The following is a 24,541-nucleotide window of genomic DNA, read 5'->3' on the forward strand; positions in this document are numbered from 1 at the left end:
CACACTCCTAATAAATATCCCATCTGTAATAAAGAAATTTACCCCCGTTGCCGTCAAAAAACAGTGTAAGAGAGAAGCCCTGACAGGTATAGCATTCAATATATAATTCCATATTAAGCTCCTCGGAATATACCCCGCGGACATACTCATTATCTATAACACCACGGCTATGCAACGAATACAACGCCGTCAGGTCTTCTGAAAGCATGTCGGTATATCCGCTGTATACGGCATCGCCGAGCAGTGCCTGGCGGTCGGAGGGCGATACTGTGCCTTCAAGAGAGGGAGGCAGGCTGCCATTATATACAACTGCGGAAATTATCTTTGGCCCGGAGGCCTCCTCTGTAAATTCACCATCAAGAATAAAGGATACGTTCATATCCCTATAGCTGAGGTGTGTCCCGCTTGATAAATGGGTAATGTCGGGAGCGTCGGAAAAATACTTTGACAGCTCCTGCGAGGAAGAGCCCAGAAAGTATACATAATCCGGGAAGCCCTTTAAGAACGGCCCTGTAAATATAACCCTTCCCGATAAAGAGTGGAGGCTTCCGCTTCCGTCGAACAGGCTGTCCTTAAATTGGCCTTTATAAATGGGGCGGGTGGTGCCGAAATCAAAAAGAGTTCCCTCCCCAAAAAAGCCGCCGTTCTTGAAGCTGCCTTGATATTGCACGCTGCCGTTTTCATTGTAAAGAGTGCCCTGATCCGAATAGCTATCCTCAAAAAAGCCGCCCTCATATACAAGCTTAAGCCCTGACGAGTCGTAAAGCCTGCCGGTGCCATGTCTCTTTCCATTTGAGAAGCCTCCCTGATATATGACCTTTTTATCGTTATTGTACAGCAGCCCATCTCCTCCGTACAGATCCTCAAAAAAACCGCCTTCATATACAAGCTTAAGTCCCGACGAGTCATACAGCTTGCCTGTGCCATGCTTCTTTCCGTTTAAAAATCCGCCTGAATACAGGATTGTGCTGTTGGCATTGTATAAAATTCCTTCTCCGTTATACAGGTTGGCCTCAAAGCTGCCGTGGTACATAAGCTTTCCCGAAGGGTAAAACATGCGACCCGTTCCACTGTATTCGTTGTCCTTGAAATCCCCTGAGTACACAAGAGATCCGTTTAAATCATAAAGAGTTCCTTTGCCTGTGCAAACACCCTTTTCAATAGAGCCGTCATACACAACAGCCTTGTCTGCCGAAAGAATTTTTGCGTTTCCGCTGAAGGCCTCAAGCTCAGGGTCGTTATAAAACATTTCGTATTGGGTAAGATCTTGTGATGGAGCTGAAACAGGGGAACTAAAAAATTGCAAGTAGGCGACGGGCAGCATACAGATCAGTAAAAGAAGAATGACAAGCAGCTTTTTATATACCCCAAGCCTTCCTATATAGAAATAATCGGCGCTTTTCTGAGGACGCAGTGAAAGCAGTCCTTTTAATCCGGAGGAAATATGAGCCAGTGCTTTAGAGGACAGAGTCTTTAAGTCGGAGGATTTTTTTAATTTGTAAATGCAGTTATAAACCGGAAGCAAGAGAGTATGCTTTGCACGGTCCAGTATATATTTAAAAAGATTATCCTGCATGGGGGACAGCACCTTTCATATATAAATTAGGATACAAACTATCTAAAAAGAATGTAAAATAATATCCGGAATAATAATTTCCCCGGAATGCGTAACCGGGATATAATTTCAGCTAACTAAAATCACAAGCGCCTTCTACAGGTATACATGCTTTTATAGTTAGAGTAGAAATTATTCTGGAGGATATTATTTTACATCCTCCGTTATCCGATATGCAAAAACCTAAACTATATAGTTTTATTAATATTTTGCAATTGCCAGCTCAAGGGTTAATTCGTCTGCCTGCTTGCAAAGCATATCACTTTTGAACATAAACCATCTTGACACAGTGTCTTGGCTGTTTACCTTCAGTATCTTTGCAAAAAGGTTTCTTGCTTTATAAAAATCCCGGCTCATGTAGGCATCCATTGCCGCTTTGAATATTTCCAGGGTTTGTTTTTTCCCCGAAAGCACCTGTGGCTCATCTCCGTCAAAAAACTCGTATAAATCTATTTGTGCTAAGGTGCTTGTATCGGTGATATAGCCTATATACCTATGGCTGTATTTTGAAGGGCTTGAAATTCCGGCATACGCGCTTTGCGTAACGAGAATAGAGCACATCAAATCCTGCTGAAGGCTGTCAAGAGAGTATATGAGATCGTTCCTTTCGGTTACGACGGCGGGAGAATACCTGTTTTCATCTCCAACTATACCGTAAATGCAGTCAGAGGTATGGATATAGAATCCCGCGTCTGTTTTAACGGCATTTTGCGAAAGGGCAAGGTCTTGCTTTGCAATCAGTTCGGCTCTTATGTTTATCACCGACTGAAGCGCATCCTCGGGGCAATTGCGGAACAGCGCCGTTATTTTGTCCACGTTGTAGGAATGAATGGTTCCTAAATGGCTGCCGGTGTTGCTGCTGACAATTTCAAAAATATTGTTTATGAACTTGAAGGTTACTTCAGGGGACAAATCTGAGGTGGCATTTTCAAAGTTTCTGATAGAAACGTTCATCAGAGTCATTTTTATGCTCACCTGATCGCCTAAGCTTATTTCAAGGATGGAATCCTTTTTAAGCAATTTAAAGGTATCGGGAGGAACAAGCTTATAGTAGGCCTCATTTAAGCTTGTCAGTTTTTTAAACTGGCAATCTAATTCCACCGAAAGCTTGTTGAAAACACGGCCGATATCGGCAACCTCGTCATTTGCTTTTATAGGAGCAACCGCGCCGTAATTGCCGTTGTATACCGAGATAACCGCTTCCTTCAAAAGGGCCAGAGGCCGGAGAAGTATCCTCAAAGAGATAAAAAAGGCAAGCAAAACGGCAAAGGATACGGCAATGCCGGAAAGAAGCATGGATTTTGAGAGATCAAACATTAAGGATTCGAGATCCTTTGAGTTTATTCCTGTTTCAAGCATACCGATAATTTTGCCCTCTGAATCAAATACAGGCAGTATGGATACCGTCCATATGCCAAGAGTATCCTGTATTGTTCCCGTAGCCAGCCTCCTGCTGCTTAAGGCCGAACTGTAGAGCTTTATCGACTCCCTTGAATAAAGGCTGTCAAGAGGGACAAAGCACGGCATGTCCGCCGAAACCGCCGTATAAAGCTTATTTCCCTCAACCTTCATCAGTATGCAGTACAGGCGGTTTTCATACTGTGAGGCGGTAACGAATTCACTGAAATCAGATACCTTTGAAATGGATTTAAGCAGCTTATTATAAGCGGGTGTCGTCATGTCCCGCGGAGTGTTCATTTGAGACAGCAGCCCGGTGTCAATATTCTGAGCCACAAAGCTGCCCACACTTTTTACCAGCACCGTGCGCTCGGCAGACATTGAATTGTAAAATATATATGTCGCTACCCTAGAGAACAGAAACATCGACAGCAGGATTATCGGAAGCACAAAGGTTATAAGCTTTACAAGCAAAGTAGGCTTGCGGCTTAATATAAATCGGAACAATACCAAAATTCCGAAGATTAATATCGGAACGGCAACGGTTAAAAGAGCGGTTTTCATTGTATTGTATATAAGAATCTCGCTGGACAGCACAGGCGAAGCAAAAATTCTTTGCTCGCCGTTGTCAAGCACCGCTGGCAAAGAGTGAAGGCTGCCTGAGTCGGCGTCTATAAGAACAGCCCGGATATCATCGTTCAATACCGAAAGATCCGAAATGTCACTTTGCAGATAGCTGCTTCCCTCATATAGAGGCTCATTTCCCTTTATAACAGATACTATGCCGCCGGTATTAACGTCCATGGCAATGGTATCGTGGCTGTATATTTCATTAAAATGAAGGAGTCCCGTGCTGTCAAGGCAAAGGTTTAATGGGAAATATCTCCCGGTATAGCCCTGTGTGGGAAAGAGAAGCTTTTGCGAGCCGTTTAAGTCCATATGGTATATTTTTGAATCCATCGTCTGCACAAGGATAAAATTCTTTGTGCATAATGTTGTGTTTACAGTAGAATTCCCGGGAGCATTAAAGCTTAAAAGAAGCTCCGGACGATTTGCGTTTGGAGAAAGGCCGCCGATGTCTAAGCGGTAAAAAGCAACGCTTTTCAAATTTTCGCTGACGGTTGTGAAGTAAAGGTAATTTTCATTGGGATAAATATATTTTATGTGATGATTCTCCGGCGGATTAGCCGAATCAAATATTTTTTCATAAAGTACTTGAGGCGTAGAGTGCTTTAAGTCGGTGTTAAAATATATAATGCTGCTTGAAACGTAGGAGTTTGATTTGTTATCCATGATATCCTTTATGGAATAGAGCCGTCCGGCATTACCGTCTGAAAATATTTTGCCGAAGCGAAGCATGCTGTCTCCTTTGTTTATACCGACAGAATAGTGATAATCTATGATATTGCTTTTATTTATGCGAATGACATTAAAATTATCACTGTCGTTTCCAAGCATATAAAAACGCCCTTTGGAATCGACGGCTATGCTATCGGGAGATCCTAATACATTCGGGGCGGAAAAGGAATTATACCCATAGGATACGCCTAAGCCTATTAACAATATTGCAACAATTATAATAATACCGATCCTTCTCATTAATAATCCTCCAACTATTTATCTTAAAGAGGTATTGCCGGCATCGGAGCCTGTGTCCTCTACAAGCATTACGGTACCGATTTTTTCAAGTCCCTTGTAAGCGGGCCTTGCATCCGCCATGTTCTGTGCCGCGGCGATGCTTCTGCTTCGCCATTCGGTGATGCTGTATAATATTGAAGCGGCAATCACTAAAATGATGGTAGCTGTCTTAGCCGCCGAGAGTATGCGCGGCTTGTGCTTATCATAAATCCCTTTGATTCTGCCTAAAGAAAGCGGTCCTGTTTCCATATCGGGTGGGATCCTTTTCAAATCAGAATAAATTTCGCCAAAGCTGCCGAAGGATTTGCGAAGCACCTTCACCTTAAACAGCTCCGCTTCGCCTGAGGTTAATCTGAAGTCATGAGCCAAAAATTTAAATATTGTTTCGGCGGCCTTGTTTACAATATCCTGCATATTTATTTTGGCAGGCAGCAGTTCAAAATCCATAAAATAATTAAAATATACCCTTCCATCGGGGCACAGGTTTAAATTGCGTTCCTCAAGCAAAAAATAAAGCATTTCCGCAGGAAGAGGACTGGACATAAGCTCTGCCACAAGATTTTTTGCGGCGTTTAATCTGGAGGAGAAATCCCTGCAATACAGCCTGCGATAATAAAACAGGCCGTTTTCCTTATTATACCGGAAGACTATCACTATTCCCGATTCAATGGCGGACGCCTCAATAAAGTCATAAGAGGAGGAATACTCCGAGCTGAGTGAAAATATTTTTAACAGCCGTGCTTGGGCAGTGCGATCCTTGAGCTTTATCACTGTGTAATAGCCGGAATCGTTTTGGGACAAGCTTCTGCATACCGAAACCTCATTTATGTCGTTTTTGGAGACAGCTCGGATTTCTTCAAAGCTTTTGCCCGGGGTTTGTATCATCTCTAAGAAGCTCCTTTCTCTTTAACCACAACAAATGCCGATGCCTTAAGGTCGGGATTGGAAATGCTTTGTACATTTATTTCATAAACACCCTCCCGGTTGGGAGCGGTATATTCTCCGTTGGGAGCCACCGTGCCTCCGTTTTCCTCCACAACGGTCCAGTTGCAGGGAGTTTCGCCGGTGTTGTAGAAAATGGGCTTAAAGTATGTTGTCTCGCGGGGGGCAACAACAATGGTATTGGGCTTGACAAACAGACAGATATCCTGCCGCGATGCAGGTGAGGCCGAAGGCGCACCGGGTCTTTTAACGGCGTGCCACTTTATTTTAAGGTAAAGCGCAGAAGGCGCTTCAAGCAGCTTAATTCCCACGACAAAGGTGCCTCTTTCCTCATAATTCATGGCGGCGATTTCACAGGAGGGGAGCCCTGAACCGTGCTCGGAGCCTTGAAAAATTTCGGGGTTTCCATATGTGGTAAAATTTCCGCGAAAAAGCATTTCATTTACCGACGAAGACTCAATTCCCATAATAATTGTCACAGGGCCCTTACCCAGTCCATGCATGATTTCCTCTGAATAAAATTTTTGTTTGGGCCGCGGATTAAAGCCAAGGGGAATCTCAACAATACCGGAGGAGCTTGAGGGCTCACCGGCAGGGAGAGAAGCGGCCTCATTTCTTTCGGTGCAGGGCATGGGAGAAGCGTCGGGAGCGGGGCTGTCCTTTGCTAAAGAGGGAAAGAAGCAGCCAAGCCGGGTTTTAAGGTGAGAGATCTGAGGATTATAAACATATTGGTTAAAGGGCATTGGCTTAAGTGACTCTATGATATATGCGGTGCTTGAACGAAAAATTTCTATCCTTGACAGGTAAATGGGAGAGTTCTGTTTGCTGACCGAGGCTTCTTCCATTGAAACCGAAAAATATTTCTGCTCAATCATTTGATACAGATCCTCCTGTGAAACAGCTATATCAAAAGAAATTGCGGCACTTAAAGCAGGCAGGCCCTTTTGAACCTTAAATTTCAGGCTTTGAGGAACAACTGCTATTGACGCCTCCGTCGGGGTGCCGCCGGGAGGCGTGAGGGTATACGTGAGAGTATGCTTTCCAGGCAAGCCCGCCTGCAAATCGTCAAATACCACGCGTATTGTTTCGGAGCCGTCCTGTGTATTAAAATATGGTGTATTGATAATATATTCGAAGGAAAAATCCTGTTCGGGGGTATGCTTTACAATGTCAACATTAACATTAAAAGGGCCTGAGCCCGATATAATGCACGGCACGCTCTGTGTAACGGTTATGTCCTTATTTGAGAATATGACCTTGCGCGTAATAAAATCGTCTATCAGTGAATACGGGAGCGGTTCGGGCTCCTTATCGGTAATAAACAAATGAAAGGATTCCTTTACGCGGTTGAATTCGGAAGAGCTTCCCGTCGCATCTCCTAAGGTATGTGCAATGGAATACACGGGGTCCGACAGCTCTTCGCTGTATTCTACGCAAAGATAAAGAACTGTCCCCGAGGACGCTTCATAGCCGTCGATGCCTGAAAGCTTGCGAATAATTGATTCGTATACCGCTATTTCTCTGCCGGAGCCGTCGATGGCCGCACCCGACTCTATCATGATGGAGCTGTCGTCTACGCTGTAAGTGCTGAGTCCGCATATAACTCCGCTTCCGAAAAGATACCTGTTTAAGAATCTTCTCTTGTCGTTCATGTATTTTTGCTCCAGTTCAAAATCCGCGACGGTAAGAAGCTTTCCGTAAAAAAATTTATTTCTCTCAAAAGGGTAATAGTTCAAGTTTTTCAAGCGTATCATGCCTTTCATAGTAGAATGGTACTAACATGCAAGCCTTGTGAATAATTGTATTATAGAGCATATAAGCGGCTAATCAAATAAAAAAAGGACAAACTGTATCCCACAAGGGATAAAAAGCATAATGATAATGATGAAATGTCATAAGAAATATGAAGGGGGGTGAGTTAGTTATTTTAATTTTTTAAAAAACATTGATAAAAATTTGTTTATATGGTACAATACTTAGCGGAAAAATACACACGCAGCTTGATTTTCAAGCGGGTGCCGGATGCTGTCCGGTGGCTTGTAAAAATGATTGCTGCGGAGGTATAAAACCTAATATTAAGGAGGATTTTTAAATGTCGGTTATTTCTATGAAGCAGTTGTTGGAGGCAGGTGTGCATTTTGGCCACCAGACAAGAAGGTGGAACCCTAAGATGGCGGAATACATCTTTACGGAGAGAAACGGTATATATATCATTGATCTTCAGAAGACCGTAAAGAAGGTGGAGGAAGCATATTACTTCATAAGAGAAGTTGCCATGAACGGAGAGGATGTGCTTTTCATCGGCACCAAGAAGCAGGCTCAGGAGGCTATTAAGGAAGAGGCCGAAAGAAGCTCGCAGTACTTTGTAAATCAGAGATGGCTCGGGGGAATGCTCACAAACTTCAAAACAATTCAAAAGAGGATTAACAGGCTCAAGCAGCTCGACGAAATGGAGAGCACGGGTGTGTTCGATGTTCTTCCCAAAAAGGAAGTCATCAAGCTTAAAAAGGAAATGAATGATCTTGAGAAAAATCTGGGCGGAATAAAGAACATGAAAAGGCTTCCCGGAGCTATGTTCATAGTAGACCCCAGAAAGGAAAGAAACGCTATACTGGAGGCAAGGAAGCTTGGAATACCTGTTGTAGCCATAGTTGATACAAACTGCGATCCTGATGAGGTGGACTATGTAATACCCGGAAACGATGATGCCATAAGAGCGGTTAAGCTCATTGCGGCCAAGATTTCCGATGCTATAATGGAGGGCAGACAGGGAGAACAGATGGATGATCCCGAGGCTTCCGTTAAAGAGGAAGCGGTTAAGGAAGTGGTTAAGGAAGTGGTTAAGGAAGCGGTTAAGGAAGTTGCTGAGGAAGTGGTTGAGGAAGCTGAAAAAGAGGCGGTTAGCGCCGGTGCTATAGATCAATAAGCTTAAATCCGGCATTAAGGGGGGTTTTAGAGGCTTTGCTTAAAAAACATCCCATGCCGGATTTTTTGGTGCTTTTCAAGGATAAAAGACATTGTGAGAGTATATAAGTAATAATAAGGTTAATAATATAAATAATTTTATTACGGAGGTATCGTTATGATTACTGCTGAGATGGTTAAACAGCTTCGCGAGAGGACGGGCGCAGGTATGATGGACTGCAAAAAGGCGCTTTCGGCTTCCGAGGGAGATGTGGAAAAGGCTATAGAGGTATTAAGGGAAAAGGGACTTGCCGCAGCGGCAAAGAAGGCTGGAAGGATAGCTGCCGAGGGTCTTGTGGAGGCATACATACATGGAGACGGGAGAATCGGTGTTCTGGTTGAGGTAAATATTGAAACCGATTTTGCGGCTAAAAACGAAGAATTTAAGACCTTTGTCAGGGATGTCGCAATGCAGATAGCAGCCGCAAAGCCGGAGTATGTCAGGAGAGAGGAAGTGCCTGAGGCCATTATAGAAAAGGAAAAGGAAATTTTAAAGGCACAGGCTCTTAATGAGGGTAAGCCTGAGAAGATAATTGAAAAGATGGTTGAGGGAAGAATAGAAAAATATTATAAGGAAGTATGCCTCTTAGAGCAGCCTTGGATCAAGGACACCGACAAGACCATACAGGTTCTGGTGAAGGAAAAAATAGCGGCTATAGGAGAGAATATAAACATCAGAAGGTTTGTAAGGTTTGAAAGAGGAGAAGGGATAGAAAAGAAAGAGGAAAACTTTGCCGATGAGGTAATGAAGCAAATAGAAGGCTAAAAGTAAGAGAAGGAACATACCGTTATGTTCCTTTTCTTACGAAGCTGTATTTATTAATTTTTAACGGCGGGCAGGATTTTAATATTTTTTGTAGAAAGTATCTTTAAATAGGAGAGCGGGGAACCAATAAATGCAGACAGGCGAAAAAATGCCCGTATATAAAAGGGTAATGCTGAAAATAAGCGGAGAGGCGATTGGAGGGGAAAAGGGGTTTGGAATTGATGCCGACACCCTAGCCGGGATTTCTGACAAAATTTGTGAGGCTTATAACATGGGAGTAGAAATCGCCATTGTTGTGGGCGGAGGTAATTTTTGGAGAGGAAGGAGCGGCAAGGGCATGGATCGTACTACCGCCGATCATATGGGTATGCTTGCCACCGTTATAAATGCTCTGGCTCTTCAGGATGCACTTGAGTCGAGGAATGTCCCCACCAGAGTTCAAACCGCCATAGAGATGAGACAGATTGCCGAGCCGTATATAAGGAGAAAGTCGGTAAGGCATCTGGAGAAAAGAAGGATTGTTATATTTGCCTGTGGGACAGGAAACCCCTATTTTTCCACAGACACAACATCTGCTCTGAGAGCGGCTGAAATTGATGCCGAGGTAATATTGCTTGCAAAAAAGGTGGACGGAGTTTATGACAGTGACCCTTCAGTCAATCCAGGTGCTGTTAAATATGACAGGCTGTCGTTTATAGATGTGCTGAACAAGGGACTGGGTGTTATGGATTCCACAGCGGCGTCTCTTTGCATGGATAATAAAATACCCATTGTTGTGTTTGGACTGGACAGACCGGAAAACATTATAAAGGTATTGACGGGCGAACAGATCGGAACTTCTATAACATAATGAAGGAGGATTTTTATGGGTAAGGAAGCTTATAAAGGCATTGAGGAAAAAATGAAAAAAACTATCGGCGTTCTGAAGGATGAGCTGGGAGGCTTGAGAGCCGGCAGGGCAAATCCGGCTGTTCTGGATAAGATTACCATAGATTATTACGGCACTGCCACACCTATTAACCAATTAGGAAATATATCGGTACCCGAGGCAAGGGTTATTGTAATTCAGCCTTGGGAGTCCCAGCTTTTAAAGGAAATAGAAAAGTCTATCCAGAAATCCGACATAGGAATTAATCCCAGCAATGACGGCAAGGTAATAAGGCTTGTATTCCCCTCGCTTACCGAGGAAAGAAGAAAAGAGCTTACAAAGGTTGCAAAGAAATACGGTGAGGATTCAAAGGTGGCATTGAGGTCCATAAGGAGAGATGCCATAGAAACCTCAAAAAGCCAAAAAAAGAGCGGAGAAATTACAGAGGACGATCTTAAGGATATTGAGAAGGACATTCAAAACCTTACCGATAAATATATGGGTGAGGTTGACAAGACGGTAGACGGAAAGTGCAAGGAAATATTAGAGGTGTAGGTGTTTTTTAGAGGTAGGAATTATGAATATACCTGATGTGCCGGGGCTTGTCTTAAAGGACGCTCTGGAGCTTTTGAAGATAGGCGGGATAAGTGTTAAAAAAATTTCCCCTGTTTGCCCTCCCAGACAGAGAACGGGAGAATACCATGATTTTTATAGGGTGGTAAGAGTTAAAAAAAATGATGATGAGACAGTAGAATTATTAGTGTGCAAACCCCTCTGATGAAGAGGGGTTTGCTGTATAGCAGCACGAGATTTTAATTATGCATTGTTTTTTTTATGAATTTTCTATATTATATTGTTTAGATGTAGGAGCTTTGTGATACAGCAATTTTTGGAGGAGTCAATGTCTGTGTTTAGCAGGATATTTAATAAAAAAAGCCTTGAAATAGATAAAAGCGGGCTTCCGAAGCATATAGCGATAATAATGGACGGCAATGGGAGATGGGCAAAAAAAAGGGGATTGTCAAGAAGCCTTGGGCACAGGGAGGGCTCTAATGCTCTTAAAAGAATTACAGAAATTTGCAGTGATATAGGTATTAAATACCTTACCGTTTATGCGTTTTCTACCGACAACTGGAAGAGGCCGCAGAGTGAGGTTGATAATCTTATGCAGCTTCTTATGGAATACTTAAAAAAGGCAGAAACAGAGCTGGCGGGGAAAAATAACAGGATAAGGGTTTTGGGAAATAAAAGGGCGTTGTCTCACGATATGCAGAATGAGATAAAGAGGGTTGAAAGACTAACTGAGAGAAATACCGGGCTGTGCCTTAATATAGCATTGAACTATGGAGGCAGAGAGGAAATATTTTTTGCCGTAAAGGAAATTTTAAAAGAGGTTGGCCGAGGGAAGCTGAAGCCCGAAAATGTTACTCAGGAGGATCTTGCAGAAAGACTGTATACCGCAGGGATTCCTGATCCGGATTTAATGATCAGGTCAAGCGGAGAGAAGAGAATAAGCAACTTTCTTTTATGGCAGGCTGCTTATACCGAGTTTTGGTATACTGACGTGCTGTGGCCGGATTTCAGGAAGGAGCATATTTTAGAGGCCATTGCCGAATACCAAAGAAGAAACAGAAGGTTTGGAGGAGTTTAACTTGAATAAGACACGAATTAGAATTATAAGCTCTATAGTCGGAATAATCCTTTTGCTTGCGGTAGTGCTGGCAGGCAATCTGGTCTTGGCGGTTTTTGTGACGCTTTTGGCCTTGATAGGGATTCATGAGTTCTATAACGCCGCTTCAAATAAAGGAATCAAGCCCATAAGGCCGGTAGGGTACATATGGTGCTTTATTATTTTTTTTGCCGGCCTTCATACGGGAAGTGCTGCATTAAGCCTCCCCGCAAGTGTACATAGCTTTGCTCTGGCCTTGTTTGTCACCATTATTGTTCTGTTTTCGGCAGTGGTATTCTCTCAAAACAAATTTAATATAAATGACATCTCAGTGACTTTGTTCGGAATAGTTTATATTGTTTTTTTGCTGTCCTTTATTGTTCTTACGAGAAATCTTGCGGGAGGCGCGTTTTTTATATGGATGATATTTATAGGGGCATGGGCGACAGACACCTTTGCTTATTTTTCAGGCATACTTCTTGGCAAAACCAAAATTCTGCCGGTGATTAGTCCTAAAAAGTCTTTGGAGGGCTCGATAGGAGGAGCAGCGGGGTGTATCGCTGTTATGCTGCTGTACGGAGTCATTATAAATAAAAACGGTTGGGTGGGAGATGGAATTGCTCTGTACCACTTTGTAATAATAGGGGCTGTTTGCGGGGTGATATCACAGATAGGGGATTGGGCTGCTTCGGCGGTAAAGAGGTTTGTGGGAGTGAAGGACTACGGAAGCATAATGCCGGGGCACGGGGGAGTGCTGGACAGGTTTGACAGCATACTGTTTGTAGCTCCGGTTGTATATTTTTATTTAAAGACAATAATTCATTTGTAATTTTATATAGGACACGATAAAGATTTTACAAACATAATTTACAGGGAGTTTTACATAAATGGTTAAAAAAATTTCTATTTTAGGTTCGACAGGGTCTGTGGGAATACAAAGCCTTGATGTGGCGCGCAATCTTGCGCTGGAGGTACTGGGGATAAGCGGATGGTCAAATATTGATTTGCTGGAGAGCCAGATAAGGGAGTTTAGGCCGAGGGTTGCGTCGGTAGAAGGCCCGGAGCTTGCTAAGGAGCTGGAAGTAAGGGTCAGGGGCATAGGAACAGAGATCTTTTACGGAACTGAAGGCATGAGGGCTGTTGCCTCGGTTGATGAGGCGCAGATGGTAATAAATTCTGTTGTGGGAATTGCGGGGCTTATACCCACCATGGAGGCAATAAAAAACCGAAAGGATGTGGCTCTGGCAAATAAGGAGACTCTCGTTACGGCGGGAGGGCTTGTCATGTCGGCAGCTAAAGATAATAACGTGAGGATACTTCCCGTTGACAGTGAGCATTGCGCTATTTTCCAATGCCTTATGGGAAACAGTGATAAAAATATACGCAAGGTTATACTTACGGCTTCGGGAGGTCCATTTAAGGGAAGAAGCCTTGAGGAGCTTAAGGCGGTTACTGTCCAGCAGGCTCTGAGGCACCCCAACTGGACCATGGGAAAGAAAATCACAATTGATTCGGCGACTCTTATGAATAAGGGGCTGGAGGTGATAGAGGCAAGATGGCTTTTTGATCTTAGGCCCGATCAGATAGAGGTGATAGTTCATCCCCAGAGCATAGTGCATTCAATGGTGGAGTATATTGACGGAGCTGTAATGGCGCAGCTTGGGTCCCCCGATATGAGGCTTCCGATACAGTTTGCGCTTACATACCCCGGGAGGGCGGGAAATGAGTTCCCCAGGCTTGACTTCTCAAGTCTTGGGGCATTAACCTTTGAAAAGCCCGATTATGAAGCCTTTCCATGTCTGGAGTATGCATTCCGGGCATTGGATTTGGGAGGAACAATGCCCGCTGTTTTGAACGCCGCCAATGAGGTGGCTGTAAAGGCCTTTCTTGACGAAAGGGCGAGGTTTGCCGATATACCTGAAATTATAGGGATGGCTATGGATAAACATACGGTGAATAATAATCCATGCCTTGGCGATATAATAGAAGTAGATACTTGGGCTAGGGAAGAGGCTGCAGCGTATTTGCAGCGGTGAAATGGAGGATAATATTTATGAGCATTCTGGTTGCTATTCTTGCTTTGAGCTTTTTAATTGTTGTGCATGAGTTCGGACACTTTATTGTGGCAAAGCTGTCAGGGATAAAGGTGCTTGACTTCTCACTTTTTATGGGCCCCAAGCTTTTCAGCTTTCGTCGGGGGGAGACGCTGTACTCTGTAAGGCTTATTCCTTTGGGGGGATACGTGAGAATGGAGGGCGAGGAGCAGAAATCTGATGATTTGAGGGCATACAACAACAAGCCTGTGCTTGTAAGGGCTGCCGTTATAGCGGCAGGGCCTGTTATGAATATAATTACCGCAATAATTCTTATTACAATAATAACCTCCGTTGCAGGCTACAGCACAAACGAGGTGTCCTTTGTAGCCCCCACGACGGCTGCTGCCGAGGCGCAGATACAGGCTGGGGACAGGATTGTTTCTTATGACAATAAAAGAGTATACCATCCCAATGACATAGGGCTGTTTGTTTACGGAACCAAGGGAAAGATTGTGAATGTTGAGATAGAAAGAGGCAATGAGAAAATGACTGTTGAGGTAAAGCCCGAAACAATCCCTGCGGAAAGATACATTTTGGGGTTCGGCCCTCAAAAGGGATATGGGGAAGGCTCCAATGCCGTAAAGACGGTGCAGGAGAACTCAAATGCCTTTAAGGCGGGGCTTAAGCCCGGGGATGTTATAACTGGGTTAAATGGCGTGGCTATAGAAAACAACAGGCAGATAAGGGATTTCATGACGGTAAACAAGGATAATCCCGTAGATGTTACCGTTAACCGAGGGGGAGAGGAGGTAGCTCTTAAAATCACTCCTATTGTCACAAAAGGACAGGAGATGTATGAGGTGGGCATGGATTTTAAGAGGACAAAAAGCGGGCTTGCAAGCACTGTGAAAAATTCAGCCATTTATGCGTACACATTGTCACGCAATGTTTACTACTCACTTACCTGGCTGGTGACAGGAAAGGTTTCCTTAAACCAGATGTCGGGACCCGTCGGAATAGTAAATGCAATAGGTGATGTCGTTGAAATGAGCCCCACTCTCTCGGACAGGATATTGAACCTTCTAAGTGTAGTTGCGTTTATAAGCATAAATCTGGGGCTGTTTAACCTTATTCCTTTCCCTGCCCTTGACGGAAGCAAGCTGATACTTCTTGCGGTAGAGGGAATAAGGAGAAAGGCAATTCCGCCTGAAAAGGAGGCGTTTATATCTCTCATAGGGCTTGTACTGCTGGTAATGCTCATGATATTTGCCACGTATAATGATATTCTGCGCCTGAGCGGAGGATGAGCAGAAGGGGTTAGGGGTGAGTTTCATAACGAATGAGGGTGAATATGGTTCTATGGCGGGCAATAATTATATAATGCGAAAGCGTACCGAAAAAATCAGGATTGGGGATTTGCATATAGGAGGGGATGCTCCCGTAAGCATACAGTCGATGACTAACACCGATACCAGAGACAGCAGGGCTACGATAGATCAAATAAAGAGGCTGGAGGAGGCGGGCTGTGACATTGTAAGGGTTGCAGTGCCTGACAATGAAGCGGCCGTGGCTATTCGGGAAATAAAAAGAGGGATACGGATTCCTCTTGTGGCGGATATACACTTTGACTACAGGCTTGCCTTAGAAAGCATAGAAAGCGGTGCGGATAAAATAAGGCTGAATCCCGGAAACATAGGCGGCAGCGAAAGGGTAAGAGCTGTGGTTGAGAAGGCCCGGGAAAGGGAAATTCCCATACGCATAGGTGTCAATTCGGGATCTGTAGAAAGGCATATAACAGAAAAGTACGGCGGGGTTACACCGCAGGGAATGGTTGAGAGTGCCATTGGACACGCGGCAATACTTGAGGCTTTGGGCTTTTATGACATTCTTTTTTCAATAAAGGCGTCTAGTGTTCCTGTTACAATTGCCGCATACAGGCTGATGTCGGAGAGATCACAGTACCCGCTTCATATAGGTGTTACCGAGGCGGGTACTGTGTACAGGGGAACCATAAAATCCTCTGTGGGCTTAGGATGTCTTCTTGCCGAGGGGATAGGAGATACAGTGAGGGTGTCCCTCACGGGGGACCCTGTTCAGGAGATTCATGTGGCAAAGGAAATATTAAAGAGCCTTGGTATAAGGCGGGGAGGTATTGAGTTTATCTCATGCCCCACCTGCGGACGCTGCCGCATTGATCTCATAAGCATAGCAAATGAGGTTGAAGAAAGGCTTCAATACATAGACAGGGATGTGAAGGTGGCAATTATGGGATGTGCCGTTAACGGACCGGGCGAGGCGAGAGAGGCCGATATAGGTATTGCGGGAGGGGACGGAGAGGCGCTGCTGTTTAAAAAGGGGACGATTGTGAGAAAAATTCCACGCGAAAGAATTGTGGAGGAGCTTATTTCAGAGATAGAGAAGCTGTAAAAAAGCATTCGACGGAAAGGGTATGAGGGATTGTGCAAAATGCGGTAGCGGAGGAAAAGGGCTTTATAGATTTATTTCCTGAAATTCTTGGTTCGGTGGCGAAAGCAGATGCAGAAGCATCTGAGCTTTTCAGAAATGTAAAAATTCTAAGCATAAATGTATATAAAAAATCCAGAAGGCTTGAGATTAATATATTGTCGGACAGGCTTATCCCTGCGGAGCTTCTGACCGGCACGGAGGAATGCATTGTTAAGCGTTTTAATGCAGATTCGGTGTCTATAAGGCCTAAGTTTGACGTAGGCATGACAATAGAGGAAATATTGCGGCAATATTGGGATAGCATTCTTTTTTATGTCAACAAAAGAGTGGCAATAAGCAGGGGAATACTTCATGGCTGCAAATGGGAGCTTGATGGAAAGAAGCTTGTTGTGAGCATAAAAACACAGGGCTCCCAGATACTTAAGTCAAAAGCCTGTGACAGCCTGATGGAAAGCATGATTGACCACCTTTTTTCGTGCAGGCTTAAGGTGGAATTTTTAGATTGCCGGACAGACTGTGCCACAAATGATGAATACATTAAAAAGAAGAGGGCTGAGGAATCGGTTGTAATAAATATGGCAATGGCAGGCATCGGGACTTCGGGCGGTTCGGAGGATTCCAAAAGGCAGCAGGGAAAAAGGAGCTCCTCTGCTTCGGCAAGCGGTGCTAATGTAATACTCGGGAAGGGCTTTGGAGACGCGGTAATGAAAATGTCTGAGGTAACGGAGGAATCAGGAAAAACTGCCATCGCCGGAGACGTTTTCAGGGTTGAGTTTCGGGAAATAAGGGGAGAAAGGTATATATGCACCTTTGACATAACGGATTATACAAGCTCTTTAACCGGAAAGTTTTTTATCGAAAAGGGAGATATAGATATTTTCCGAGAGAATGTCAAGGAGGGCATATCGGTAAAAGTCAGAGGAGAAGCGCAGTATGACAAATTTTCAAAAGAGCTTGCCATTATGGTATCCGATATAGTACAGGTTGAAAAGGAATTAAAAATGGATACCGCAGAGGTGAAGAGAGTTGAGCTTCACCTTCATACTCAAATGAGCGCAATGGATGGAGTGACACCTGTAAAGGAGCTGGTAAAGAGGGCGGCATTATGGGGCCATAAGGCTGTGGCAATTACCGATCATGGCGTTGTGCAGGCATATCCTGATGCCTTTGACGCGGCTAAGAAAAATAAGATAAAAATATTATACGGAGTGGAATGCTATATGCTTGACGACAGCGTCCCTGTGGTTTATAACGCCAAGGGGCAGGGCGTTGACGCAGAGTTTACGGTGTTTGATCTGGAAACCACCGGCTTAAATGCCGAAAGGGACGGCATAACGGAAATAGGAGCCGTTAAAATAAAAAACGGAGAGATAACCGAAAGCTTCAGCACCTTTATAAACCCTGGAATTCCAATTCCCGGCTTCATAACCAAGCTTACGGGAATTACCGATGACATGGTGCGGGATGCCCCGGCAATAGAAAACGCGCTGCCGGAGTTTATGGAGTTTATAGGCGATTCGGTGCTGGTAGCGCACAACGCCTCTTTTGACATGGGTTTTATAAGGCACTCTGCGCGAAGCCTCGGAAAAGTCATAGACAACTCTGTTATAGATACCCTGCAGCTTTGCAGGAATATGTTCCCAGGGCTTGGAAGGTATAAGCTCAATAATGTCGCAAAGCATCTGGGGATAAGTCTGGAAAATCATCACAGGGCGGTAGACGATTCGAGGGCAACCGCCGGAATATTTGTCAAATGCCTGCAAATACTTAAGGCTAAGGGAGTGGCCACTGTTAATGAAATAGAAAATGCCTTTGATAAAAATGAGGATTTTAAAAAGGCCGCGTCCTACCATGCGGTAATTCTTGCAAAAAATTATACCGGGCTTAAAAACCTGTACAGGATAATATCCGAATCTCATCTTAAGTATTACTATAAAAGGCCGCGCGTGCCTAAAAAGCTTTTTATGAATTACCGTGACGGGCTGATATTAGGAACCGCGTGTGAGGCGGGAGAGCTTTATACCGCAATATTGGAGAACAAGGGCGATGAAGTGATAAACAAGATTGTCAGCTTTTATGATTATCTTGAAATACAGCCTCTGGGAAATAACCAGTTTATGATAAATAACGGAAAGGTGGCAAGCCAGGAGGATCTCAAAAACATAAACAGGAAGATTGTAGCTCTGGGGGAGAGGTTTAAAAAGCCTGTGGTGGCTACCTGCGACGTACACTTTATGGACCCTAAGGATGAAGCCTTCAGGCGTATACTGATGGCGGGCAAGGGCTTCAGCGATGCCGATAATCAAGCCCCCCTGCATTTTCGGACGACGGAGGAGATGCTGGAGGAGTTTTCATATCTCGGGAGTGAAAAGGCATATGAGGTGGTGGTTAAAAACACCAACCTTATTGCCGATCAAATAGAAGAAATTGCTCCTGTGCCCTCGGGTACGTTTCCCCCTAAAATGGAGGGGGCAGAGGAGGAAATAAAGAGCCTTGCAGAAAAAACGGCCAAGGAGATATACGGCGTTCCGCTTCCCGAGGTGGTGGAGCAGAGGCTTGAAAAGGAGCTTAATTCAATAATAAAGAACGGCTTTGCCGTCATGTACTTAATAGCCCAGAAGCTGGTGCACAAGTCGCTCGGTGACGGGTATCTGGTAGGCTCAAGGGGGTCGGTCGGGTCATCCTTTGTAGCCAATATGGCGGGCATTACAGAGGTTAATTCCTTGCAGCCCCATTATGTCTGCCCCCAGTGCAAGTATTCCGAGTTTATACTTGACGGAAGCGTTGAATGCGGGTTTGACCTCCCCGACAAAAGCTGCCCCAAATGCAGAGGAGAGTTAAAGAAGGACGGCTATGACATACCCTTTGAGACCTTTTTGGGCTTTGACGGAGATAAGGAGCCCGATATAGACTTGAACTTTTCGGGGGAATACCAGCCGGTTGCCCACAAATACACAGAGGAGCTTTTCGGAGAAGGGCATGTGTTCAGAGCGGGAACCATAGCGTCGGTTGCCGACAAGACGGCTTACGGGTATGTTAAGAATTATCTGGACGAAAGGGGAATAGTAGTTACCAGTGCCGAAATGAACAGGCTGGTAAAGGGGTGTACCGGCATTAAGAGGACTACGGGACAGCATCCCGGAGGGATTATGATAGTTCCGCAGGACAAGGAAATATTCGATTTCTCTCCTATACAGCGTCCTGCCGACGACACCCAGTCCAATACAATAACAACGCACTTTGACTACCATTTTCTCCACGGCAGCATACTTAAGCTGGACATACTGGGGCATGACGATCCTACCGCCATAAGAATGCTTGAGGATTTGACGGGGGTTGACGCAAAGAGCATTCCCATAGGTGAAAAAAGCACTATGGGCATTTTCAGCAGTACCGGGCCTATCGGTGTTGTGCCGGAGGACATTAACAGCCAGACAGGCACCTTTGCCATACCTGAATTCGGGACAAAATTTGTAAGGCAAATGCTTGTAGATACAAAGCCCATGACCTTTTCAGAGCTTATAAGAATATCAGGCCTTTCCCATGGCACCGACGTATGGCTGAACAATGCACAGGAGCTTATAAAGAACGGCACTGCCGTGCTTTCGCAGGCGATATGCTGCAGAGACGACATAATGATATATTTAATACACAAGGGGCTGGAGCCAAAAACAGCCTTTAAAATAATGGAGGATGTGAGAAAGGGAAAGGGGCTGAAGGAGGAATACAGGCAGGCCATGCAGCAAAACAATGTGCCGGGCTGGTATATAGACTCGTGCAATAAAATAAAGTACATGTTTCCTAAGGCCCATGCCGCAGCATATGTAATGATGGCGTTCAGGATTGCGTGGTTTAAGGTGCATTACCCCGAGGCGTTCTATGTAACGTATTTTACCGTAAGGGCGGATGATTTTGACGCACAGCTCATGACTCACGGACAGGATATGGTAAGGAATAAAATAAGGGAGCTGGAGCAGAAGGGAAACAATATTACCCAGAAGGAGAAAAATGTTTTAACCATACTTGAGGTAGCCAATGAAATGTATGCAAGGCAAATAAAATTTCTTCCGGTTGACCTTTATAAGTCCGATCCCGTAAAATTTAAAATTGAAGAAAAGGGGATAAGGCCGCCTTTAAATGCGCTTCAGGGCCTGGGGGGAGCGGCTGCGCAAAACATAGCCGAGGCTAGGGGCGAGGGTGAGTTTTTATCTGTTGACGACCTGCGCGTAAGAGCCAAAATAAGCAAGTCGGTCATAGAGATACTGCAGCAGCACGGATGCCTTGAGGGGATGCCCGAAAGCAACCAGCTAAGCTTGTTTTGAAGTAAAAATATAAAAATATAAATAAATGTAATATTCTTATTGATAATTACAAATAATAGTGATATAATACTACTGGACTTTAAGAAAATATATTTTTCTAAATGTAAAGAGTGGGCACATCCCACTCTTTCGTATTGTTGCCGCAATTGTAGCCAGAGAATTGGCATTTGGCCGATATTTAAGCATACCGGGCTTTTTACAAGGGCGCACAATGCGAAGGGCTGTTTTTTTAAGGAGGATGCATGGCTAAAAAGAAGATTGAGGAAATAGTTACAGAGCTTGTGACGCCTATTGTGGAGAAGCTATCATATGAGCTGGTTGATGTTGAGTTTGTTAAGGAGGGTGCCAACTGGTACCTTCGTGTATACATAGATAAGCCGGAAGGCATAGGTATTGACGATTGCCAGGCTGTAAGCGAGGAACTGAGCGACAGGCTGGATGAAACAGACCCTATTGTTCAGAGCTATTTTTTAGAGGTGTCATCTCCAGGTCTGGAAAGGCCTCTTAAAAAACCAGGTGACTTTGAAAAGTACAAGGGGGAGCTGGTTGAGGTGAGCCTGTACAGTCCTTTAAACGGAAAGAAGACATATGAGGGAGTTCTTTTGGGACTGAAGGACGGCAGGATTTGTATAAATCAGGAAAAGGCAGGGGATTTGGAGTTTGACACAAAGGAAGTATCAATAGTGAAGAGGGTTATTAAGTTTTAATGCTTTTAGTGTTAGAAGCTCTATTATTTAAAAGGAGGCAGTGAGAGCAAAATGGGTGCTGAGTTAATACATGCTTTAGAGCAATTGGAGAGAGAAAAGGGAATTAATAAGGAGGTTTTGATAGAGGCTATTGAGGCTGCGCTTATATCTGCATATAAAAGGAATTTCAATTCTACTCAGAATGTAAAGATTGCTTTTAATACCGAGACGGGGGACGTAAGGGTTTACGCCTTGAAAAAGGTTACTGAAAGGCCGATGAACGATCTCCTCGAAATTTCCGTCGAGGAGGCAAAAAAGATAAGCAAAAAGCTGGAAGAGGACGACACCGCCGAGGTGGAGGTTACTCCCAGAAAATTCGGCAGGATTGCCGCGCAGACGGCAAAGCAGGTTGTAGTGCAAAGGATAAGGGAAGCGGAGAGAGGGATTATATTTGACGAATATTACAGCAAGGAAAGTGATATTGTCACCGGCATAATACAGAGGATTGAAAAGAAGAATGTTATAATAGACCTTGGTAAAACAGAGGCTGTATTGCCTCCTGCCGAGCAGACTCCCGGCGAGGAGTATAAATTTAACTCCAGAATAAAGGTTTATGTCATTGAGGTAAAGAAAACCACCAAGGGGCCTCAGATAGTGCTTTCAAGAACTCATCCCGGCTTGGTCAAGAGGCTGTTTGAGCTGGAGGTGCCGGAGATTCACGACGGCACGGTGGAGATCAAGGGAATAGCGAGAGAGCCCGGCTCCAGAACTAAAATAGCTGTTTTTTCAAGGGACGGCAATGTAGACCCGGTAGGTGCGTGCGTAGGACAAAAGGGAACGAGGGTTCAGGCTATTGTAGATGAGCTCCGGGGAGAAAAAATAGATATAATAAAATGGAGCAATAACCCCGAGGAGCTTATAGCGGCAAGCTTAAGCCCCGCAAAGGTGGTCAGGGTGGAGGCTAATGAGGATGAAAAGTCGGCAAAGGCTACTGTGCCCGATTACCAGCTTTCTCTTGCGATAGGAAAGGAAGGCCAGAATGCAAGGCTGGCTGCCAAGCTTACCGGCTGGAAAATAGACATTAAAAGTGAGTCCCAGCTCAGAGCATCTATTGAACAGCAGATGTTCAGCACCGGATTAAATTTCAGTGCAGACGATGACATTGACGATGAAGAAACTGATATCGAAGAAACCTATATCGATGAAGAGACTTATATTGATGAAGGAACCGATATCGAGGAAGAGATTGGGAATGGCGAAGAAATTGATAAGGATGAATTTGACAGGCTGTAAGCCAATAGGGCAAAATGCCTTTAGAATAGGACGTGGTTATCATTAAGCAAAGGAAAATACCTATGCGGATGTGCCTGGGATGCCAGGAGATGAAACCTAAAAAGGAGCTTATACGGATAGTTAAGAATAAGGAAAATGAGATAAGTGTAGATTTTACGGGAAAGAAGCCCGGAAGGGGAGCATATATGTGTAAAGAGCTTTCGTGCTTTGAGAAGGCAAGGAAGGCAAAAAGACTGGAAAAGGCATTTGAATGTGCCATAAGCCAGGAGATATATGAAACGCTTAAGAGTCAATTGGAGGAAGAGGATGGTAGATAAAATATACTCCTTTCTTGGTCTGGCAACAAAGGCTGGTAAGCTTCTGTCAGGCGAGGATGCGTGCGAGAGGGCCTTGAAATCCGAAAAGGCTTGTCTGATAATAGTTTCAGAGGAGGCTTCGGAAAATACAAAAAAGAAGTTTTCAGACTCGTGTGCGTATAAGGGTGTTGATATAAGATTTTTTGGACGTAAGGAATTGCTTGGAAGGTATATCGGAAAAGAAATGAGAGTGGTTATTGCAATATTAGAAAGGGGTTTTGCCGGGCATTTAATGGAAATGATAGATGGTATGTACCTACAAAACGGGGGTGAATAGTTTGGAAAAAGCTAGAGTATATGAACTTGCAAAAGAGTTGAACACTACCAGTAAAAGGTTGATGGAAAAGTTATCGGAAATTAATATAACCGTTAAAAATCACATGAGCCTTTTGGAGGAGAATGAACTTAAGGCACTATATAAACATATAGGTGTAATAAAGCATGATGATGGCAAAAAGGAAGCAGAGGACAGAAAGATTCCCCCTGCAAATTCTTCCAAATCCGATGTGAAAAAGGAAACAAAACATGCACCGAGAATAATAAGAACAACTGAAATAATTATTGACACAAAAGGTGATTCGGGAGAAGAGGTTAAAGTTTCCAATAAACCTGAGCATATGGCCAATAATGCAAAGAGGGACGGTCATGGAGAAAGCAAGGGCGGAGCGAGAAAGGGTCACAAGCCTGAAATGGTAAGAATAGCCGATTCCAATTCGGGACTGAGACCGGGATATATAAGAGATCCTAAGCCGGAATATTTAAAAGAGCCAAAGCCCTTTGCAAAGGCAGTGCAAAAAAGTGACGCGCCTAAGGAGCATCCGAAGCAGGAGCTGTATCATGAACCTCCCGACAGCGTAAAGGATTCTGATAAAAAGACCCATAAGGAAGAGCTTGGAAGAGGCTCTGCCGTACAGGAGCTAAAGCCGGCGGAAGCTATGAAGAAGGATGATAATAAGCCCGAGGATAAGATAAGTGAGGCGAAGCAGACAGAAATGAAAAGTGTACAATTGGGATTGGAAGAAAAAAAAGGAGAACAATTAAGCGGCTTCCATGCAGAGGGCAATGCAGATACGGCAAAGCCTGATGAGACTAATGAAAAAGCACCGCACAACGCGGAAGGCGAAGAAAAGCCTCATCCGAAGAGTCAGGGTGCGCCTGAACACAGAGCCCACAGAGACGGTAATCAGGCGGGAGGCTATAACAGGCCGCAGGGAGATCGCCCGCAGGGGGGCTACAACAGGCCGCAGGGAGACCGCCCGCAGGGAGGCTATAACAGGCCGCAGGGAGACCGCCCGCAGGGAGGCTAGAACAGGCCGCAGGGAGACCGCCCGCAGGGAGGCTAGAACAGGCCGCAGGGAGACCGCCCGCAGGGAGGCTACAACAGGCCGCAGGGAGACCGCCCGCAGGGAGGCTATAACAGGCCGCAGGGAGACCGCCCGCAGGGAGGCTATAACAGGCCGCAGGGAGACCGCCCGCAGGGAGGCTATAACAGGCCGCAGGGAGACCGCCCGCAGGGAGGCTA

The 24,541-nt window shown here is 44.6% G+C and carries 20 protein-coding genes; 16 read left to right on the forward strand and 4 right to left on the reverse strand.

Annotation, left to right across the window (positions count from 1 at the left end):
* Positions 1-7: 7 nt before the first annotated feature.
* From DFR58_RS17420 to DFR58_RS17435, 4 genes are all read right to left on the reverse strand, one after another.
* Positions 8-1,576, reverse strand: a complete 1,569-nt coding sequence (locus tag DFR58_RS17420; RefSeq protein ID WP_114299137.1) for an MORN repeat-containing protein — start codon at positions 1,574-1,576, stop codon at positions 8-10.
* 240 nt (positions 1,577-1,816) lie between these two features.
* Positions 1,817-4,612, reverse strand: coding sequence for a HAMP domain-containing protein (locus tag DFR58_RS17425; protein WP_114299138.1), 2,796 nt, complete (start codon positions 4,610-4,612; stop codon positions 1,817-1,819).
* 18 nt (positions 4,613-4,630) lie between these two features.
* Positions 4,631-5,536: a hypothetical protein gene (locus DFR58_RS17430; RefSeq protein WP_114299139.1), complete on the reverse strand. Its 906-nt coding sequence runs from the start codon at positions 5,534-5,536 to the stop codon at positions 4,631-4,633.
* A gap of 2 nt (positions 5,537-5,538) precedes the next feature.
* Positions 5,539-7,347: a hypothetical protein gene (locus DFR58_RS17435; RefSeq protein ID WP_147273204.1), complete on the reverse strand. Its 1,809-nt coding sequence runs from the start codon at positions 7,345-7,347 to the stop codon at positions 5,539-5,541.
* Positions 7,348-7,685: 338 nt separating this feature from the next.
* Here DFR58_RS17435 and rpsB point away from each other — a divergent pair, with 338 nt between their 5' ends.
* The 16 genes from rpsB (at position 7,686) to DFR58_RS22625 (ending at position 24,326) form a co-directional block, all read left to right on the forward strand.
* A complete protein-coding gene (gene rpsB, locus DFR58_RS17440; protein ID WP_114299141.1) occupies positions 7,686-8,519 on the forward strand; it encodes a 30S ribosomal protein S2 in 834 nt (277 codons plus the stop codon).
* Positions 8,520-8,675: 156 nt separating this feature from the next.
* The gene (tsf, locus tag DFR58_RS17445; RefSeq protein ID WP_114299142.1) at positions 8,676-9,323 is read left to right on the forward strand and encodes a translation elongation factor Ts; all 648 of its coding nucleotides are present in this window, start codon (positions 8,676-8,678) and stop codon (positions 9,321-9,323) included.
* Positions 9,324-9,453: 130 nt separating this feature from the next.
* Complete coding sequence (gene pyrH / locus DFR58_RS17450) at positions 9,454-10,173, forward strand: UMP kinase (protein ID WP_207659267.1); 720 nt, start codon at positions 9,454-9,456, stop codon at positions 10,171-10,173.
* A 15-nt stretch (positions 10,174-10,188) separates the two neighbouring features.
* Positions 10,189-10,746, forward strand: coding sequence for a ribosome recycling factor (frr, locus tag DFR58_RS17455; protein ID WP_114299143.1), 558 nt, complete (start codon positions 10,189-10,191; stop codon positions 10,744-10,746).
* Positions 10,747-10,768: 22 nt separating this feature from the next.
* Entirely contained in the window at positions 10,769-10,969 is a 201-nt protein-coding gene (locus tag DFR58_RS17460; protein ID WP_114299144.1) for a hypothetical protein, read from the forward strand.
* A gap of 123 nt (positions 10,970-11,092) precedes the next feature.
* Entirely contained in the window at positions 11,093-11,842 is a 750-nt protein-coding gene (locus tag DFR58_RS17465; protein ID WP_114299145.1) for an isoprenyl transferase, read from the forward strand.
* A 1-nt stretch (position 11,843) separates the two neighbouring features.
* The gene (locus DFR58_RS17470; RefSeq protein WP_114299146.1) at positions 11,844-12,689 is read left to right on the forward strand and encodes a phosphatidate cytidylyltransferase; all 846 of its coding nucleotides are present in this window, start codon (positions 11,844-11,846) and stop codon (positions 12,687-12,689) included.
* Positions 12,690-12,747: 58 nt separating this feature from the next.
* Positions 12,748-13,896, forward strand: a complete 1,149-nt coding sequence (locus DFR58_RS17475; RefSeq protein ID WP_114299147.1) for a 1-deoxy-D-xylulose-5-phosphate reductoisomerase — start codon at positions 12,748-12,750, stop codon at positions 13,894-13,896.
* Positions 13,897-13,913: 17 nt separating this feature from the next.
* The gene (rseP, locus tag DFR58_RS17480) at positions 13,914-15,203 is read left to right on the forward strand and encodes an RIP metalloprotease RseP (protein WP_114299148.1); all 1,290 of its coding nucleotides are present in this window, start codon (positions 13,914-13,916) and stop codon (positions 15,201-15,203) included.
* 70 nt (positions 15,204-15,273) lie between these two features.
* Complete coding sequence (gene ispG / locus DFR58_RS17485) at positions 15,274-16,323, forward strand: flavodoxin-dependent (E)-4-hydroxy-3-methylbut-2-enyl-diphosphate synthase (protein WP_479722750.1); 1,050 nt, start codon at positions 15,274-15,276, stop codon at positions 16,321-16,323.
* A gap of 32 nt (positions 16,324-16,355) precedes the next feature.
* Positions 16,356-20,684 carry a PolC-type DNA polymerase III gene (locus DFR58_RS17490; protein WP_114299150.1) on the forward strand — a complete coding sequence of 1,443 codons (4,329 nt, stop codon included), beginning with the start codon at positions 16,356-16,358 and terminating at the stop codon, positions 20,682-20,684.
* A gap of 242 nt (positions 20,685-20,926) precedes the next feature.
* Entirely contained in the window at positions 20,927-21,391 is a 465-nt protein-coding gene (gene rimP / locus DFR58_RS17495; RefSeq protein ID WP_114299151.1) for a ribosome maturation factor RimP, read from the forward strand.
* A 51-nt stretch (positions 21,392-21,442) separates the two neighbouring features.
* A complete protein-coding gene (gene nusA, locus DFR58_RS17500) occupies positions 21,443-22,663 on the forward strand; it encodes a transcription termination factor NusA (RefSeq protein ID WP_114299152.1) in 1,221 nt (406 codons plus the stop codon).
* Between the two features lie 41 nt (positions 22,664-22,704).
* Complete coding sequence (gene rnpM / locus DFR58_RS17505) at positions 22,705-22,980, forward strand: RNase P modulator RnpM (protein ID WP_114299159.1); 276 nt, start codon at positions 22,705-22,707, stop codon at positions 22,978-22,980.
* Positions 22,970-23,296, forward strand: a complete 327-nt coding sequence (locus DFR58_RS17510) for a L7Ae/L30e/S12e/Gadd45 family ribosomal protein (RefSeq protein WP_114299153.1) — start codon at positions 22,970-22,972, stop codon at positions 23,294-23,296. Before rnpM ends, DFR58_RS17510 begins: the two co-directional genes overlap by 11 nt.
* A 1-nt stretch (position 23,297) precedes the next feature.
* Positions 23,298-24,326 (forward strand): translation initiation factor IF-2 N-terminal domain-containing protein, encoded by a 1,029-nt coding sequence (locus tag DFR58_RS22625; RefSeq protein ID WP_423230844.1) that lies wholly within the window; start codon positions 23,298-23,300, stop codon positions 24,324-24,326.
* The last annotated feature ends 215 nt before the right edge of the window (positions 24,327-24,541 follow it).

Source organism: Anaerobacterium chartisolvens (assembly GCF_003337415.1).
In the GTDB taxonomy this organism is placed as follows: Bacteria; Bacillota; Clostridia; order Acetivibrionales; family DSM-27016; genus Anaerobacterium; species Anaerobacterium chartisolvens.

Bases quoted from the DNA above. Each gene is read 5' to 3' on its own strand.
- DFR58_RS17420 (WP_114299137.1), bottom strand. From the start codon at position 1,576: ATGCAGGATAATCTTTTTAAATATATACTGGACCGTGCAAAGCATACT.
- DFR58_RS17425 (WP_114299138.1), bottom strand. From the start codon at position 4,612: ATGAGAAGGATCGGTATTATTATAATTGTTGCAATATTGTTAATAGGC.
- DFR58_RS17430 (WP_114299139.1), bottom strand. From the start codon at position 5,536: ATGATACAAACCCCGGGCAAAAGCTTTGAAGAAATCCGAGCTGTCTCC.
- DFR58_RS17435 (WP_147273204.1), bottom strand. From the start codon at position 7,347: ATGATACGCTTGAAAAACTTGAACTATTACCCTTTTGAGAGAAATAAA.
- rpsB (WP_114299141.1), top strand. From the start codon at position 7,686: ATGTCGGTTATTTCTATGAAGCAGTTGTTGGAGGCAGGTGTGCATTTT.
- tsf (WP_114299142.1), top strand. From the start codon at position 8,676: ATGATTACTGCTGAGATGGTTAAACAGCTTCGCGAGAGGACGGGCGCA.
- pyrH (WP_207659267.1), top strand. From the start codon at position 9,454: ATGCAGACAGGCGAAAAAATGCCCGTATATAAAAGGGTAATGCTGAAA.
- frr (WP_114299143.1), top strand. From the start codon at position 10,189: ATGGGTAAGGAAGCTTATAAAGGCATTGAGGAAAAAATGAAAAAAACT.
- DFR58_RS17460 (WP_114299144.1), top strand. From the start codon at position 10,769: ATGAATATACCTGATGTGCCGGGGCTTGTCTTAAAGGACGCTCTGGAG.
- DFR58_RS17465 (WP_114299145.1), top strand. From the start codon at position 11,093: ATGTCTGTGTTTAGCAGGATATTTAATAAAAAAAGCCTTGAAATAGAT.
- DFR58_RS17475 (WP_114299147.1), top strand. From the start codon at position 12,748: ATGGTTAAAAAAATTTCTATTTTAGGTTCGACAGGGTCTGTGGGAATA.
- rseP (WP_114299148.1), top strand. From the start codon at position 13,914: ATGAGCATTCTGGTTGCTATTCTTGCTTTGAGCTTTTTAATTGTTGTG.
- rimP (WP_114299151.1), top strand. From the start codon at position 20,927: ATGGCTAAAAAGAAGATTGAGGAAATAGTTACAGAGCTTGTGACGCCT.
- nusA (WP_114299152.1), top strand. From the start codon at position 21,443: ATGGGTGCTGAGTTAATACATGCTTTAGAGCAATTGGAGAGAGAAAAG.
- DFR58_RS17510 (WP_114299153.1), top strand. From the start codon at position 22,970: ATGGTAGATAAAATATACTCCTTTCTTGGTCTGGCAACAAAGGCTGGT.